The sequence below is a fragment of the Prochlorococcus sp. MIT 1342 genome (genome assembly GCF_047304495.1).
GTDB classification, from domain to species: Bacteria; Cyanobacteriota; Cyanobacteriia; order PCC-6307; family Cyanobiaceae; genus Prochlorococcus; species Prochlorococcus marinus_D.
This window is the reverse complement of the sequence record NZ_CP138957.1, coordinates 194950-209286: the sequence shown is the minus strand read 5'-3', so window position 1 is coordinate 209286 and position 14337 is coordinate 194950. Positions and strand designations below refer to the sequence as shown.

Annotated in this window: 19 protein-coding genes and 1 riboswitch; of the genes, 6 read left to right on the top strand and 13 right to left on the bottom strand. The window is 53.4% G+C overall.

Translation table 11 applies throughout. From position 1 onward, the window contains the following. Window positions 1–4: 4 nt before the first annotated feature. The 10 genes from SIB79_RS01015 to SIB79_RS00970 all read right to left on the bottom strand — a co-directional run bounded on the left by SIB79_RS01015 (window position 5) and on the right by SIB79_RS00970 (window position 7702). Window positions 5–205 carry a hypothetical protein gene (locus tag SIB79_RS01015; RefSeq protein WP_236072626.1) on the bottom strand — a complete coding sequence of 67 codons (201 nt, stop codon included), beginning with the start codon at window positions 203–205 and terminating at the stop codon, window positions 5–7. A gap of 316 nt (window positions 206–521) precedes the next feature. Then, window positions 522–1472: a F0F1 ATP synthase subunit gamma gene (locus SIB79_RS01010; RefSeq protein WP_011130834.1), complete on the bottom strand. Its 951-nt coding sequence runs from the start codon at window positions 1470–1472 to the stop codon at window positions 522–524. Between the two features lie 30 nt (window positions 1473–1502). Beyond that, the gene (gene atpA, locus SIB79_RS01005) at window positions 1503–3020 is read right to left on the bottom strand and encodes a F0F1 ATP synthase subunit alpha (protein ID WP_011130835.1); all 1518 of its coding nucleotides are present in this window, start codon (window positions 3018–3020) and stop codon (window positions 1503–1505) included. Window positions 3021–3071: 51 nt separating this feature from the next. After that, the gene (atpH, locus tag SIB79_RS01000) at window positions 3072–3620 is read right to left on the bottom strand and encodes an ATP synthase F1 subunit delta (protein ID WP_011130836.1); all 549 of its coding nucleotides are present in this window, start codon (window positions 3618–3620) and stop codon (window positions 3072–3074) included. Beyond that, on the bottom strand, window positions 3620–4138 hold the full coding sequence (locus SIB79_RS00995) for a F0F1 ATP synthase subunit B (RefSeq protein ID WP_063403573.1): 519 nt from the start codon (window positions 4136–4138) through the stop codon (window positions 3620–3622). Before SIB79_RS00995 ends, atpH begins: the two co-directional genes overlap by 1 nt. After that, window positions 4135–4590: a F0F1 ATP synthase subunit B' gene (locus SIB79_RS00990; RefSeq protein WP_011130838.1), complete on the bottom strand. Its 456-nt coding sequence runs from the start codon at window positions 4588–4590 to the stop codon at window positions 4135–4137. Before SIB79_RS00990 ends, SIB79_RS00995 begins: the two co-directional genes overlap by 4 nt. 144 nt (window positions 4591–4734) lie before the next feature. Next, on the bottom strand, window positions 4735–4983 hold the full coding sequence (gene atpE, locus SIB79_RS00985; protein ID WP_011130839.1) for an ATP synthase F0 subunit C: 249 nt from the start codon (window positions 4981–4983) through the stop codon (window positions 4735–4737). A 167-nt stretch (window positions 4984–5150) separates the two neighbouring features. Further along, complete coding sequence (gene atpB / locus SIB79_RS00980) at window positions 5151–5876, bottom strand: F0F1 ATP synthase subunit A (protein ID WP_011130840.1); 726 nt, start codon at window positions 5874–5876, stop codon at window positions 5151–5153. Window positions 5877–5963: 87 nt separating this feature from the next. Continuing rightward, window positions 5964–6482, bottom strand: a complete 519-nt coding sequence (locus tag SIB79_RS00975) for an ATP synthase (RefSeq protein WP_196757608.1) — start codon at window positions 6480–6482, stop codon at window positions 5964–5966. Continuing rightward, a complete protein-coding gene (locus SIB79_RS00970; RefSeq protein ID WP_063403572.1) occupies window positions 6479–7702 on the bottom strand; it encodes a class I SAM-dependent methyltransferase in 1224 nt (407 codons plus the stop codon). Before SIB79_RS00970 ends, SIB79_RS00975 begins: the two co-directional genes overlap by 4 nt. A 286-nt stretch (window positions 7703–7988) precedes the next feature. Here SIB79_RS00970 and SIB79_RS00965 point away from each other — a divergent pair, with 286 nt between their 5' ends. The 3 genes from SIB79_RS00965 (at window position 7989) to SIB79_RS00955 (ending at window position 11289) form a co-directional block, all read left to right on the top strand. Beyond that, entirely contained in the window at window positions 7989–9236 is a 1248-nt protein-coding gene (locus tag SIB79_RS00965; protein ID WP_063403571.1) for an FtsW/RodA/SpoVE family cell cycle protein, read from the top strand. Window positions 9237–9323: 87 nt separating this feature from the next. Further along, window positions 9324–9992 (top strand): cytochrome c biogenesis CcdA family protein, encoded by a 669-nt coding sequence (locus tag SIB79_RS00960; protein WP_196757488.1) that lies wholly within the window; start codon window positions 9324–9326, stop codon window positions 9990–9992. A gap of 4 nt (window positions 9993–9996) precedes the next feature. After that, entirely contained in the window at window positions 9997–11289 is a 1293-nt protein-coding gene (locus SIB79_RS00955) for a cytochrome c biogenesis protein ResB (RefSeq protein ID WP_063403570.1), read from the top strand. Window positions 11290–11488: 199 nt separating this feature from the next. Here SIB79_RS00955 and SIB79_RS00950 read toward each other — a convergent pair whose 3' ends face one another. Beyond that, entirely contained in the window at window positions 11489–11641 is a 153-nt protein-coding gene (locus tag SIB79_RS00950) for a hypothetical protein (RefSeq protein WP_155724636.1), read from the bottom strand. A 251-nt stretch (window positions 11642–11892) separates the two neighbouring features. After that, window positions 11893–12300 (bottom strand): preQ(1) synthase, encoded by a 408-nt coding sequence (queF, locus tag SIB79_RS00945; protein WP_063403568.1) that lies wholly within the window; start codon window positions 12298–12300, stop codon window positions 11893–11895. A 198-nt stretch (window positions 12301–12498) separates the two neighbouring features. Next, window positions 12499–12574, top strand: a riboswitch (Glutamine riboswitch). Between the two features lie 62 nt (window positions 12575–12636). Here queF and SIB79_RS00940 point away from each other — a divergent pair. From SIB79_RS00940 to SIB79_RS00930, 3 genes are all read left to right on the top strand, one after another. Continuing rightward, window positions 12637–12855 (top strand): DUF4278 domain-containing protein, encoded by a 219-nt coding sequence (locus SIB79_RS00940; protein WP_074161332.1) that lies wholly within the window; start codon window positions 12637–12639, stop codon window positions 12853–12855. Between the two features lie 69 nt (window positions 12856–12924). Then, the gene (locus SIB79_RS00935) at window positions 12925–13152 is read left to right on the top strand and encodes a hypothetical protein (protein WP_041384564.1); all 228 of its coding nucleotides are present in this window, start codon (window positions 12925–12927) and stop codon (window positions 13150–13152) included. Between the two features lie 40 nt (window positions 13153–13192). Further along, complete coding sequence (locus tag SIB79_RS00930) at window positions 13193–13531, top strand: P-II family nitrogen regulator (protein ID WP_011130849.1); 339 nt, start codon at window positions 13193–13195, stop codon at window positions 13529–13531. Here SIB79_RS00930 and SIB79_RS00925 read toward each other — a convergent pair. Beyond that, window positions 13528–14331, bottom strand: coding sequence for a TlyA family RNA methyltransferase (locus SIB79_RS00925; RefSeq protein ID WP_063403566.1), 804 nt, complete (start codon window positions 14329–14331; stop codon window positions 13528–13530). The two genes, SIB79_RS00930 and SIB79_RS00925, sit on opposite strands and share 4 nt — an antisense overlap. Window positions 14332–14337: the final 6 nt, after the last annotated feature.

Below are 14337 nucleotides of genomic sequence, written 5' to 3'. Positions count from 1 at the left end.
CCCCTTACGTGTCAGAACTAACCACAACCGCCTCAATCTTCAACTTGCGAGAGTGGTCACCAGTGGATTCCACTGCTGTGATCGCCCATCGCAAGGGCTCGCCATATGCAGCGAGCTGTTCTCGTAACCAGGGCCGCAACTGATGCAAAGGCAACTGCGCAGACCAGACCAGCTCAAGCTGCATCACACACAAATTCAAGCTCACTTCAGATGCTCACCAAGCTGGGCTTCATTGAAGACATCCTGCCACCACAAAACTGGCAAAAAACGCTTTGCTCCGAGCCATCAATCTCATTGGTGTAAGCAAAGCTACGTCAAAAGCTGTGACAGTGATCCAGATCAAAATGCATCATGCTGCTCAAGCCTCTCAGGAGAAAGGCTCAACACTCAGGCCACCGTTGAAGTCACTCTCGAAAAACACCGCCAAGATCACCGCTCACTCGTTCTGCATCGCAAAAACTCAAACCATCAAAAAGCCGGTCTCAAAAGACCGGCTAACTAAAGTTAAATCAAGCGTAAGGCTAGGTACAAGACCCACCTACAACTTCCAGAATCTCCTGAGTAATTGCTGCCTGACGTGCCTTGTTGTAGTCAAGCGTGAGGGTCTTAGCTAAGGCCTTGGCGTTGTCGCTGGCATTGTTCATCGCCGTCATCCGACTGGCCAACTCGGAAGCCGCCGATTCCTGAAGGGCACGCAGCATCTGATTTTGCAGATAGAGAGGCAACAAAGCATTGAGCAGTTGCTCAGGACTCTGTTCAAAAATGATGTCCGAAGGCAGCGGAGGCTGCTCATTAGCAGGTCCAACACCTTTCTCAACTGTGAGACGACTATCTTTCGTCGTCAGCCGGAAGATCTCATCATCGGCTTCGGCGATGCCCTGGGGATCAAGCGGCAAGAGGGTTTGCACCACAGGATTGCAGCTCACAAGGTTAATGAACTTGGTGTAAATCACCTCGATTCGATCTGTGCTTTGAGAAAGGAATTCGGCTAAAACCTCAGTGGTGATCGACTCTGCATCGTCAGAGGTTGGAACTTGCTCAAGGCCAGTAAAGGTAGCCCGAATCGTGTACTGGCTTGATCGATTGCTGAAATAGGTGATTGCCTTGCGACCAATTAAGACAAGATCAACCTTGTATCCCTGGCCATTCAACTCGGCATAGCGCTGCTCAGTGCGCTTAATGATGTTGGAGTTGTAGCCTCCGCAAAGGCCACGATCACCTGTAACAGCAAGCAGGGTAATGGTTTTGAGATCGCTGGTCTTCAAGAGAGGCGCATCTGCCATCTCAAAACTCATTCGCGATTGAATGTTCTCCAACACGCGAGCCAAACGGTCGGCGAAAGGGCGACTTCGCAACACCTGTTCCTGTGCTCGACGCACTTTCGCAGCCGCTACGAGACGCATCGCCTCAGTAATCTTTCTGGTGTTCTTAACGGAAACGATCCGGTCGCGGATGTCCTTGAGGTTCGCCATGGATAGGGTTCTCCGGGTTTACCTTCAGGGTCAGGCCGAGGCCAGCATCGACGACTTCACCTCGTTGATGGCGGCCTTGAGAATGGTCTCAGCATCCTCGTTGAGCACCTTCTCAGTCTGAACTTTGGTGATGTACTCGGGCTTGTTGGTCTTGAGGTAATCACGCAATTCACGTGAAAACTGAGTGACCTGATCCTCAGGCACCTCATCAATCAAGCCTTTCACTCCTGCATAAACGATCGCAACCTGCTCAGCCAAATTCAGCGGTGCAAACTGAGGCTGCTTAAGCAGCTCGCGCAGTCGCTTACCACGCCCCAACTGCTTCTGAGTTGCTTCATCTAAATCAGAGGCGAACTGAGAGAAAGCAGCCAATTCATCAAACTGAGCCAACTCAAGCTTCAAAGTGCCGGCAATCTTTTTGATCGCTTTGGTTTGAGCAGCACCACCAACCCGGCTCACTGAAATGCCAACGTTGATGGCAGGACGCAATCCTGAGTTGAAAAGATCTGAACTCAAGAAAATCTGACCATCCGTGATCGAAATCACATTGGTAGGGATATAAGCCGACACGTCTCCTGCTTGGGTTTCAATGATCGGCAGTGCCGTCATCGAACCGCTACCCATCGCATCAGAAAGCTTTGCTGCCCTCTCAAGAAGGCGGCTGTGAAGATAGAAGACATCTCCTGGATAGGCTTCACGACCGGGAGGACGACGCAGCAGCAGTGACATCTGACGATAGGCCTGGGCCTGCTTGGTTAGATCGTCGTAGATGACCAAAGTCGCCTTGCCCTTGTACATGAACGACTCAGCAATAGCTGCGCCCGTGTAAGGAGCCAGGTACTGCAAAGCAGCAGGGTCGGAAGCGCTAGCTGCCACAATCACGGTGTAATCGAGAGCGCCCTTCTCGCGAAGCACCTCAACCACGTTGGCCACAGAGGCAGCCTTCTGGCCGACAGCTACATAAACACAGACAACATCCTCTCCCTTCTGGTTGATGATCGTGTCGATGGCGATCGCGGTCTTACCTGTCTGACGGTCACCAATGATCAACTCACGCTGACCCCTACCGATAGGAATCATCGAATCGATTGATGTAATTCCTGTCTGCAGCGGCTCATGCACCGACTTACGTTTGATGATGCCTGGAGCTATCGACTCAATCAAGCGACTCTCAGTGCTGGGGATGTCGCCTTTGCCATCCATCGGTTGACCCAAAGGAGTCACCACTCTGCCCAGCATCTCATCGCTGACGGGCACTGAGGCAATCTTGCCAGTGGCTTTGACGGTACTGCCTTCCTGAATACCAACACCCTCACCCATCAACACCGCACCAACGTTGTCGTCCTCCAAATTGAGGGCGATCCCTTCAGTGCCATCCTCAAATTCCACCAGTTCGCCAGCCATGACCTGCTCAAGGCCATAGACACGAGCGATACCGTCACCAATCTGCAGAACAGTGCCGACGTTGCTGACGGAAACCGACTTGTCATAGTCGGAGATCTGCTGCTTGAGAATCGCGCTGATCTCGTCGGGGCGGATGGAAACCATGGGAGGCGTTGGTGTTGAGGAAGAGGGTGAGAAAGAGAAAAAGGTAGGGAGCTAGCTCACCTTGGCCAGTGCCAGGCCAAGACGTCGAACCTGTCCAGCAACGCTGGCGTCGATCACCTTGGAGCCGACGTTGACAACGAAACCACCGATTAAATCTGGATCAATTTTGAGGTTGATCTCCAACTTGTCGGTATTGGCCACAGCCTGCACTTTCTTTTGCAGCGCAGCCTGTTGCTGCTCACTGAGTTCAGCAGCAGAGGTCACTGTGGCGAGAGCGATGTTGCGTTGCTCGCGATAGAGCTCAATCAAGCGCTCAAGCACCGCATCCAAAACGCCGATTCGCTGACGATCAGCGAGCAGCTTCAGCAGGTTGAGGAAAGAAGGTGTGACCTGATTAGCAAAAAGCTTTTGCAAGGCAGCCTTCTTGGCCTCCACTTCCAAAACGGGTGAGGCCATTGCCCCACTTAGCTCAGGACAGTCGTTCCACAAGGCCAGAACTGCCTTTGCCTGATCAACCACCTGATCGACTTCCTTGCGGCTTTCAGCCACTTGAAGAAAGGCCTCGGCATAGGGGGTGGTGATGGTGTTAAGCAGTGGCATCAGGTTTCCCCAAGGTTTTTGATGGACTGACTCACCAACTTGGATTGAGCCTCTGCATTGAGTTTCCCAGGCAAAGCAGATAGTGCATTCTCGATCGCCATACGGGCAGCTTCTCGACGCAATTGAGCGCTAGCACGACTGGCTTCAGCATTGAGATCTGCTGTAGCACCCTGCTTAACACGTGCCATCTCCTCAACCGTGCGTTTTTCACTGTCAAGACGAATGGCTTCCGCACGAAGCTTGCAATCCTCGCGGATCTGTTCTGCTTTCTGATGGGCAGCTGCCAAATCCTTTTTGGCAGCTGCCAAAGCCTCGGTGGCCTTAAGCAGACGATCTTCAGCATCCTGAAGATCAGCCATAATGGCGACACGGCGGCGCTCAAGGATCCCCCCTATAAAAGGAGGAAGGAATTTGTAGAGACCGAAAATAACAATCGCCAGATTGACAATGTTGGCGTCAAACAAGTCGAGGTTCAGGCCGAAACCACCCTCACTGGCAAAGAACAAAGGACTAATCATTTGGCTGCCAGCAGGCGGTTAACGATGAGATCACCAAGCTTTTCTGCATCACCCTTAAGTTGACTCAGGGCCGAATCCCTCTGAGCATCAATCTCACGGCGAGCCTTCTCCCGAGCTGCATTCGCATCAGCATTTGCAATAGCGAGGGCTTCTCGGTAGAGCTGTTCAGAATCCTTTTCAGCTTCTTGAATTAACTGCTGGGCAGCGATACGGGCTGACTTGAGCTGTTCCTTAAGCTCTAACTCCAGCTTCTCCGCCTCCGCAAGCTTTTGCTTCGCCTCAGCGCGACTGGTTGTGACATAGACCTCTCGTTCCTCAACGACCCGACCAACGGGCCTGAAGAAGAGAGCATTGAGGATGAAGGTGAGGAGCACCACCTGCAACGCCATGAGCGGCAGAGTGGCATCGAAGTCAAATAGACCTCCAGCACCGAACAGAAGCAAGCTGGTCATGAGGCGAGAGTGACAGCAGTTGAAGCAGGACTCAGAACGGAGTGAAGGCTGGAGGGCGATGAATGCCCCTGGGAAGAGTTCCGATCAACTCACAACCATGGCCGTGAGGTGATGAGAGCAGCCAGCGAGCGACTCCGGTCTGGATCAACCAGCGAAGGGATTGGCGAACAGCAACACCAAGGCGACCACAAGGCCATAGATGGTGAGAGATTCCATAAAGGCAAAAGAGAGCAGCAGGGTGCCGCGAATCTTGCCTTCAGCTTCAGGCTGGCGGGCAATGCCCTCAACAGCGCCGCCTGCAGCGGTGCCCTGACCGATACCTGGGCCTATGGCCCCGAGGCCTACAGCTAGACCAGCGGCAACAACAGACGCGGCGGTGGTAATGGAATCCATGGTTGAACTAAAGGTGTGGGGCGCTAAAACAGCGCGTATGGGGACCGAGAGGTTGATACCAGCGCCAGGGACATCTCGGAGATTGTGAGATGGGCCCGAACAAGCCGGACCTGCGCGCATGGAGTTTGCCAGACCGAGGGGTTAGGCCTGGCTAGATCAGAGTTTGATCAATGGTGCTCTTCTACCGCTTCACCGATGTAATAGGCGGCGAGGGTGGCGAAGATTAGAGCCTGAATGGCACTGGTGAACAGGCCAAGGAACATGACCGGGACTGGCAGGAAGAGGGGAACAAGGAAAACCAAAACCGCAACAACCAATTCATCAGCAAGGATGTTTCCAAACAGACGAAAGGAGAGTGATAAAGGCTTGGTGAAATCCTCAACGATCTTGAAGGGGATCATGATCGGAGTTGGATGGACGTAGTACTCGAAGTACCGCAATCCCTTCCGACTCAAACCGGCATAGAAGTAAGAGAGCGACACAAGTAGAGCAAGTGCCACGGTGGTATTGATGTCAGCCGTAGGAGCACCCAACTCCCCACTGGGGAGATGGATTAATTTCCATGGGACCAAAGACCCGCCCCAATTGCTTACAAAGATGAACAAGAACAAGGTGCCAATGAACGGCATCCAATCGCGATAAGCCTTCTCACCAATCTGGGTGCGAGCTAAATCACGGATGTAATCCCAGAGGAACTCGAGAAGATTTTGAACACCGTGTGGATCACGCTCCATCTTGCGTGTGCCCACAACAACAAGGGCAAGAATGGCGCCAATCACAATCCAGGATGTCATGAACACCTGGCCATGGAGCTGAAGATTGCCAATCTGCCAGTAAAGGTGTTGACCCACCTCCAGTTCGGCAAAGGGAAGAGCAATTGGCAAGAAACCCATCAGGCTGGAAATTCGGTGTCGAGAAAACGACGGTTTGAGGAGAAGCCGGCAAACCGGCAATTCAGTTGATCCAGGTTTGGTTCAAGTTCATGACTCAAGCAAAACCTGCAGGATCATGGCGGGCTTATAGAGCAGAAAACCGAGCAGGGCCGGCAGAAGCTCAAGCTGAGGCAAACGAGAGACCGCAAGTACAAGCAAAACGGGAACGAGAAGCTGAAACTTGCTCACACTCTTCGATCCGTTGCCCAGCTTGCCAACGCTGCGAGCTAAAAGCCGCAGGTAGAGAACTCCAGACAAAGCACCGATTAGCACACTGCTAGCGATGTGAAGATCGAAGAAAAGTGCGGTGACGGCCACCGCAAAAGCGGAGACGGTCAACGTTGCCAGGATGTAGCGCCGCTGTAGCTGCGCATAGTCGTCAGATGAAGCCGTAGAAACCACAGCTGACAACTCAGGATCCAGAGAGAGCTCAGTGTTAGGGCTAGCCTCCACAGCTGTTTCCAGTCCACCCTGTCCCTCCTTTGGAGGGTCAATTTCAGGCTGGAGCAGCGGGGATGCCAGCAAGGGCGCCGAGGCTCTTGGATAAAGGCCCGCGGAATCTATCATGTAGATGCAACATTTCCAGGCGAAAGCAAGAGCACCTGCCGCCGTTGCAAATCCCTGGCCAAAGAGCTGATCCGCTTCGAATCCCAGCCAAGCGGCAAACATCCGAGAGCTGTATCAGGCGCCGCCTCGATTGCCTTAAGCAACTCAACTTGCTCAACACTTAGCTCTAGAGGAGCCATCTCGAAATCCAGCAAAGACTGGCCAGGCCAGCCCCAGAGACAGATAGAAAGCTTTCCCGTAGCAGCAAGCAACTCATTATCATCTGTCCAACCCAGGGAGGCCTGTGGCCCCTTGGAGAGGAAGAACTCGAAATGACTGATGTCTGGATCTAGCTGTTCCATCAGTTGCCATTGCTGACGCTGCGGTAACGCCAAAGCCATCTCAAGCAATTCACCCTGCAACAGCCTTACTGGATCCCAAACCTTGGGATTAGAAAAACCCACAAACTCCAAATCAGCTGAAGCGACAAAAGCAAAAAGTCGTTCAAGGTTGTAACTCGTCTCCTGGGGATGGAGATACATATCTGCAAAGTTCACGTCTGCTACGCAGTCGATAGCCCAGCGCTGTTCATGATTAAGCCTGAGGCGGTTGTGCTCAGGCAAGATTTCAAACAGCTGCCGGGCCAATCTCAGGCCCTGCTCATCAGTGCCCACTCCCAGGGACGAAAGAAACCGCTGAATGCGATGAATTTCCCATCGACCAGCTTCGGCATAAAGGAAAAGGTGCAGCAAAGCCCCTGGCTTTAAACGGGATGCCAGAGCTTTGAGTCCAGCTTCCGGCTGTCGCAAGTGGTGAAGCGCACCAATGGAATTGATGTAGTCAAATTGCCCCTCATCTTCAAGCTCGAGCAAGCTTTGGTTCTCGATACGAACATGCGCCTGATCGTTGCCTCCGGAACGCTGCAAACGCTCTCGAGCCACCTCCAGCGCGCCGCGGGAAATGTCCACAGCCAGGATCTCCGCGCCGGGATTGAGATGGGCTAGGTAATCGGTACTAACACCCGTACCGCATCCGGCATCAAGGATTTTTAGAGGCTCACTACCAGCACATTTTCGGACAACAGAACCGGTACAGACCGCATAGGCCATATCCACACACCAACGCCAGTTGTATCCAGGCGGCGGCCCGTCCTGCAAAGGATCTCCTGGGTAAGGGAAGCGGTCATAAAAAGCACTGACAACAGGTGTGGCCTCATCGCACGGCTGAGCAGCAGAGGGCATCGAAAGGGAGCTGGCAACAACGCGAGCATTTCATGGCCTCCCCCGAGGGGAGTCAGGACATCCCCTACAGCACATATCCCAAAGCGAAGAAAGCTGAATCGACAAAATCAAACTCGTTTCTAGAAAGAAGATTGTGAAGAGCAAAAATCGAACCTATGACATCTCCTGAATACCCTTGAACTTCTCTTGTCCAATAATGTTTTAAGCAGTTTTTTGTTGTCAATTAAGACTTGGCAAAGTGCTATTAACACGTCTCAATAGGTCAACTTGACTAAGACCTCCCCTCTTGAGCAGCTCCTCCGTCCTATCCCGCCGGAGTCAAAAACAACGGCAAGGGGCATTACGGCTTAGCCGTAATGATGGAAGCGATCAGTTGTCTTTCTGGCAAAAACGTCTCCCCCTCCCCTGGGCACTCTGGCCCGCTGAAGGCCGTTTACTACTTACCCTTTTTGCCTTCTGGAGCCTGGCAGGGCTGATGTTGCTTGGCTCGGCTAGTTGGTGGGTAGCCACTCGAGAAATGGGAGAAGGTGCTTATTACCTCAAACGACAACTGATATGGATGGCTGCCAGCTGGAGCCTGCTTGGCCTGGCTGTCTCTACCAGTCTGCGCCGTTGGCTAAAACTTGCAGGACCAGCCCTCTGGCTCAGTTGCTTCCTCGTCGCAGCGACCCTAGTCATCGGTAGCACCGTCAATGGGGCCAGTCGCTGGTTAGTGATTGGCCCTCTCCAGATCCAGCCATCAGAACTAGTCAAACCCTTTGTGGTGCTGCAAGCCGCCAACCTGTTTGCCCACTGGCAGCGCATCAGATCAGATGAGAAATTGCTCTGGCTTGGCATCTTCGGGGCCCTACTTCTACTGATTCTCAAACAGCCCAACCTCAGCACTGCCGCACTGACGGGCATGTTGTTATGGCTGATGGCACTGGCCGCTGGTCTGAGGTTGCGCACTTTGCTGGCAACCGCCATGGCAGGCGGCCTGCTTGGCACAACCAGCATTCTGATCAATGAGTATCAGCGCATACGCGTGATCTCCTTCCTCGACCCATGGCAAGACCCACAAGGGAGTGGTTATCAGCTCGTACAAAGCCTGCTTGCCATCGGCTCCGGGGGGTGGTTTGGCGAGGGCTTCGGCCTCTCGACCCAAAAACTGCAATACCTGCCCATACAAAGCACTGATTTCATCTATGCCGTTTTTGCCGAGGAATTTGGTTTCGTGGGCTCGGTGATGATGTTGCTCTTCCTGATGTTGGTTGCTTTCCTCGGCCTACGGGTAGCTCTGAGTTGCAGAACCAACCAGTCGCGATTGGTTGCTATCGGCTGCACAACGATCCTGGTGGGTCAAGCCGTGATCAATGTGGCCGTGGCCTCCGGCGTGATGCCCACAACCGGCTTGCCCTTGCCAATGGTGAGTTATGGAGGCAATTCACTGCTCTCAAGCGTCATGATTGCCGGTCTGTTGATCCGTTGTTCCCTTGAATCAACAGGGCTCCTTGGTGGCAGATCCCCTCGACAGCGACGTCAGTCGATAGGGTAAATACCGTAATTTGATCCGGCTGAACCGGCTCTACCCATCCCTGCTCTGGACCTGGTTCTCTCAGATCTAGCCCGCAACGGTGAGCAAATGCTCAGCCACGGGCTAAGCAATCAAGGTCCGCTCACCCTGGCCCTCGTTTTTGCTGCCGGCTTTCTAACCAGCCTAGGCCCCTGCTCCCTTTCCCTACTACCCGTCACCCTGGCCTATCTGGCAGGTTTTGATAGCAATCAGGCCCCCTGGCGCCGCAGTATCGCATTCTGTGGCGGCATTGTGGGTTCCCTGGTACTGCTTGGCAGCCTTAGTGGTCTGATCGGACGGATTTACGGCCAAGTGCCTGGAGTGGTGCCCACCTTGGTAGCACTGCTGGCGGTAGTCATGGGACTGAATCTGCTAGGCCTCCTAAAACTGCCCCTGCCTGCAGGACCAGATCCAGATCTTTGGCGGCAACGCGTTCCAGCTCCACTTGCCCCAGTGGCCGCCGGGTTGGCCTTCGGCCTAGCCGCCTCCCCCTGTACGACACCTGTGCTGGCTGTACTACTGGGATGGATCGCCCAGAGTGGTCAACCTTTGGTAGGAATCGTGCTACTCACCTGCTTTGGCATTGGGCAGGTCCTACCACTGCTACTAGCAGGAAGCGCAGCTGCCATCCTGCCGAAATTACTGGCACTGCGACCATTAGGCCGCTGGATCCCCCCCATGAGCGGAGCCGTTCTACTCACGACGGGCGTTCTCACTCTCTTGGCCCGCTGGAGCTGAACCTATGGCCACCTTTAAACGCCTTCTTGCCTGGATCTCCGACCTACGAATAGCCATAGGCTTACTACTCGTTATCGCACTCGCAAGTGCCCTAGGTACTGCGATCCCCCAGGGAGAACTCCGAGAGAGCTACCTGGAAGGCTATAGGGACAAACCCTGGCTGGGCTTTGTCAACGGTTCGATGATTCTGCGCCTGCAGTTGGATCACGTTTACACCAGCAGCTGGTTTTTAGCGCTGTTGGCCTGGCTTGGGCTTGCACTGATCCTCTGCAGCTGGCGAAGACAATGGCCTGCTCTGCAAGCAGCTCTGCAATGGATCGACTACCAGGAGCCGCGTCAATTAAGCAAACTGGCCATCGCCGAAACAATCTCAAGCCCACCCAAAAACGAAAGTATCGACAAACTGGCAGCCCATCTCCATCAACAGGGATGGCAAGTCCAACAACAGCCTGGCAGGCTTGCCGCTCGGCGCGGGATTATCGGCCGAGCAGGGCCAATGCTTGTGCATCTGGGCCTAGTGCTGCTGATGCTAGGGGCCGTCTGGGGTTCCTTGGGTGGAAATCGTTTGGAGCAATTCCTCGCCCCGGGGCGTTCCCTCGACTTGTTAAACCGTGATGGGAACAGCCATCTCAAACTCACCCTGACAAACTTTGGAATTGAAAGAGACCCAGCGGGTCGACCTGAACAGTTTCGCTCACAACTAGAGCTGCTTGAGCCTGGTCAAGACACTGCCAAGCTGCACGAAGTCAGTGTCAACCATCCACTGCGCTTCAATGGCTTAACTGTCTATCAAGCAGACTGGTCTCTAGCTGCCATCACACTGCAACTTGGCCGCAGCCCTCAGCTGCAGCTGCCTCTGCGCACTTTCCCAGAACTGGGTGAACAGGTCTGGGGGCTCGTACTACCGACCAATCCTGATGGCAGCGACCCAGTCCTTCTGAGCCTCACCAGCGAAGCAGGGCCAGTACAAGTGTTCGATGCCACCGGTGAGCGATTGGCCAGCCTGCGACCAGCAGGTCCAACCGCAGAAGTGAAGGGAATACCAATCCGCGTCGTCGATGTTCTACCCGCCAGCGGCCTGCTTCTCAAGCGCGATCCGGGCGTGCCTCTGGTCTACATCGGTTTCTTGATCACCCTGGTGGGTGGGGGGCTGAGCATGATTGCCACACGCCAACTCTGGGCGGTAGGCGACCCTGAGAATGAATGCCTACACGTTGGCGGTCTCTGCAACCGCAATCTGACCGGCTTCGCTAATGAGCTGCCCAGCCTGCTTGCAGCAGCAATACCACAGCAATAAGAATCAATATTTACAATATTGCCAATATTTTTTCAATCCTCTGGCCTTAGATCAACCAGCACAAGGAAAGCCAAATAAACCTAGATTACTGTAAACAGTTTTCATTTAAATGGTTATTCCAAAACCATTTAAATCTTGGCCTTACCCTTTCTTTAAGCATGCCTTAAAGGAGCATTCTTCTTGGTTGATGATTTTCAAATCACACTCTTGCATTCAAAAGCGCCTCCGCACCAATCTTATTTTCTATCAATCCATTATCACCTTTCTTACCATCACCATAGTGATTCAAGGTGCAAATATTATGAAGTTCTGCATTGTAGTCTTTATTAGTTGCACCGTCATTGACCAACAAGGGATTGCTAATGCTTGAGAATAGTTATTCTGCTGCCTGAGTGTTCTATTGTTGCATGATTTACATAGCAATCATCAATGCAATAAGCATTTTTGACTGAGACACTTGGATCAGTATTAATTGTACTGCCAGCATGATTTGGATGAGGTGCAAGTGGCTTGCTCGCCATCATCAAGCCATAAGACTCTTTAGCAAAATTACGCTATCAATCTGACTGGGCATAAAACCAGCCATCTCTATTGCTTAAGCGACTAACAGGGCTGACGACTGCCATAGCTAACCCGCACCACCGTATGCACATTGCCGCGCGGATTGAAATCTGCTTCTAATTGCATCCAGACCGGATTACAGGCGACAACCAAATCATCAAGGATCTTGTTTGCGGCCTCCTCATGTGAAATCGTGCAATTCCGATAGCTATTCACATAGAGCTTGATCGCTTTGAGCTCAATCACTCTCGGGCCTGGCTGATAAAGCAGACGTAGCACAGCAAAGTCGGGATACCCAGAGAACGGACATTGACAGGTGAACTCAGGCAACTCAATTGAGATCTCATAGGGCCGCTCAGGCCTCGGATTGTCAAAGCAGATCAGCTCACCCTCAGCAATCACCCGTTCGCCATAGAGGGGTTTAGATGCCTGCGCTTGAGTACTGCTCACGGGGATGGAACGATGCCTAAAACGGACCCTAGATCTCGACTCCTAGCTTGGCCTTAGAGAAGAAAGAATCTGCTTTGGAGTCAACGGAAACCGCAGCAACGCTCATCAAAGCCCCAATTTAAGGAACTCTTCAGATAACAAAGTCGAAAATGTTCACCATGAACAGCGTGATCGCTGTAAAAAGGAATTGAAGGACAAAACGTTGAGCTAGGTCATCGCATCGTCGTTGATCCATAAGCCGGAAGTAGCCCTCCGCAAGGCGAAGCAACGCTCCTTTCCACGAAGCGGCACCTCTGCCATCAAGGCAAGAAACCCCATCCCTTCGAGGCTCATCCCATGACCACTCAAGAACGCACCTATCGCGGCGTCACCTACAAGACTGCTGACCACGAGCAGCTCAGTAACAGCGCCGTGAAGCATGTCTACCGCGGACAGCGCTATGAGGCTCCCCTCAAGCATGACGCACGACCTGCTGATACCGAGGTGGAGCTCAATTATCGCGGCCAGGTCTACCATCACCGCCAAAATGACGCCGCAACAAGCTGCAACAGCTAAATCGGTAACAACAGCCACAACCCAGGCCCGTTGAAAAAGCCCTAATGGGTTCACTCACGGGCCCAGTTCATGGACATCTGGTTAATCGGTACTGGTGACAGCATCCAGATCCGCCCTGCCAGCATCCACGGAATGCTCTGGCTACAGACCCATTTTGAAGATGCCCACTGGGATGCGCTTGCTTCAAGCCAAGTCAGACTTCCTCAATTGGACGCGGAGGCCCTTTCCCAGGATGCAAAGAACGCAGGAATGAGCCTCGGACATCTATCTGCCCTATCAGTTCCAGGCCGTTTCTGACACACTTCCTTTATCTCTGAACGAGCAACATCAAGCCGTCATGAAGAAAGTCGAGGCGATTGTCCGTCCCTTCAAGCTTGAGGACGTCAAGCTTGCATTAGTCAATGCCGAGATCATCGGCATGACTGTGAGTGAAGTGAGAGGCTTCGGACGCCAGAAAGGCCAAGTTGAGCGCTATCGGGGCTCGGAATTCACCGTTGAATTCCTGCAGAAGTTAAAGGTCGAAGTGGTCGTCGACGACGACAAGGTGGAAGCTGTCGTGAACGCCATTGCAGAAGCTGCCAAAACAGGCGAAATCGGTGACGGCAAGATTTTCATCTCTCCAGTGGATTCCGTAGTACGTATCCGTACCGGCGAGCGTGACAGCAAGGCCCTCTAGGCCAACGTCTGAGCCACAAGTCTCTCAAGAACTGGAAGATCTACGAGGGTCTCGTCACCCAGCCAGAGCAGGTATTCATGATTACCCGCCGGTCCAGTGATCGGAGAGGCGATAAGTCCCTTGGGCCACCAACCCAAGGACCTTGATGTATCGATCACGCTCTTCAAGGCATCCACATGGGCCAAGGCATCCCTGACCACTCCACCTTTACCCACCCGCTCACGCCCAACCTCAAACTGGGGCTTCACCAGCAGCACTGCCTCCGAGTGGTCTGGCTTAAGTAGTTTCTTGATGGCAGGCAGCACAAGCCGCAAGGAGATGAAGGCAAGATCAGCAACAGCAAGGCTCGGTAAAGGCTCCTCAGCCCCGTAGAGCTGATCAGGGCTGAGGGTGCGCAGGTTGGTGCGCTCTCTGAGCACCACACGAGGATCGTTGCGCAAATCCCAGGCCGTCTGGCCATAGCCCACATCGATTCCATAAACCCGAGCGGCACCATGCTGCAACAGGCAATCGGTGAAACCTCCTGTCGAGATGCCGCCATCCAGGCACACTCTTCCCTCAACATTGAGAGGAAACTCCCGCAGAGCGCCCAGCAACTTTTCCCCGCCACGAGACACGAATCTCGGTGGCTGCTCAACCTGAAGCTCAAGCTCCTGCGACACCTCATGACCAGGCTTATCAAGCAGCTGGCCATTACCATCTCGCACCTTGCCGGCGCGGATCAGCTGCTGAGCTTGATGGCGAGAACTCGCCAAGCCCTTCATCAGCAGCTGCAGATCAAGACGCTGTTTGTGGGACATTTCGTC

Coding starts and splice junctions, on each gene's coding strand:
- SIB79_RS00940 (WP_074161332.1), top strand. CDS start 12,637: ATGACCACTCAAGAACGCACCTATCGCGGCGTCACCTACAAGACTGCT.
- SIB79_RS00930 (WP_011130849.1), top strand. CDS start 13,193: ATGAAGAAAGTCGAGGCGATTGTCCGTCCCTTCAAGCTTGAGGACGTC.
- atpB (WP_011130840.1), bottom strand. CDS start 5,876: ATGGGTTTCTTGCCAATTGCTCTTCCCTTTGCCGAACTGGAGGTGGGT.
- SIB79_RS00955 (WP_063403570.1), top strand. CDS start 9,997: ATGGCCACCTTTAAACGCCTTCTTGCCTGGATCTCCGACCTACGAATA.
- atpA (WP_011130835.1), bottom strand. CDS start 3,020: ATGGTTTCCATCCGCCCCGACGAGATCAGCGCGATTCTCAAGCAGCAG.
- atpH (WP_011130836.1), bottom strand. CDS start 3,620: ATGCCACTGCTTAACACCATCACCACCCCCTATGCCGAGGCCTTTCTT.
- SIB79_RS00925 (WP_063403566.1), bottom strand. CDS start 14,331: ATGTCCCACAAACAGCGTCTTGATCTGCAGCTGCTGATGAAGGGCTTG.
- SIB79_RS00995 (WP_063403573.1), bottom strand. CDS start 4,138: ATGATTAGTCCTTTGTTCTTTGCCAGTGAGGGTGGTTTCGGCCTGAAC.
- SIB79_RS01010 (WP_011130834.1), bottom strand. CDS start 1,472: ATGGCGAACCTCAAGGACATCCGCGACCGGATCGTTTCCGTTAAGAAC.
- SIB79_RS00975 (WP_196757608.1), bottom strand. CDS start 6,482: ATGATAGATTCCGCGGGCCTTTATCCAAGAGCCTCGGCGCCCTTGCTG.
- SIB79_RS00970 (WP_063403572.1), bottom strand. CDS start 7,702: ATGCCCTCTGCTGCTCAGCCGTGCGATGAGGCCACACCTGTTGTCAGT.
- SIB79_RS00935 (WP_041384564.1), top strand. CDS start 12,925: ATGGACATCTGGTTAATCGGTACTGGTGACAGCATCCAGATCCGCCCT.
- atpE (WP_011130839.1), bottom strand. CDS start 4,983: ATGGATTCCATTACCACCGCCGCGTCTGTTGTTGCCGCTGGTCTAGCT.
- SIB79_RS00990 (WP_011130838.1), bottom strand. CDS start 4,590: ATGACCAGCTTGCTTCTGTTCGGTGCTGGAGGTCTATTTGACTTCGAT.
- SIB79_RS00960 (WP_196757488.1), top strand. CDS start 9,324: ATGCTCAGCCACGGGCTAAGCAATCAAGGTCCGCTCACCCTGGCCCTC.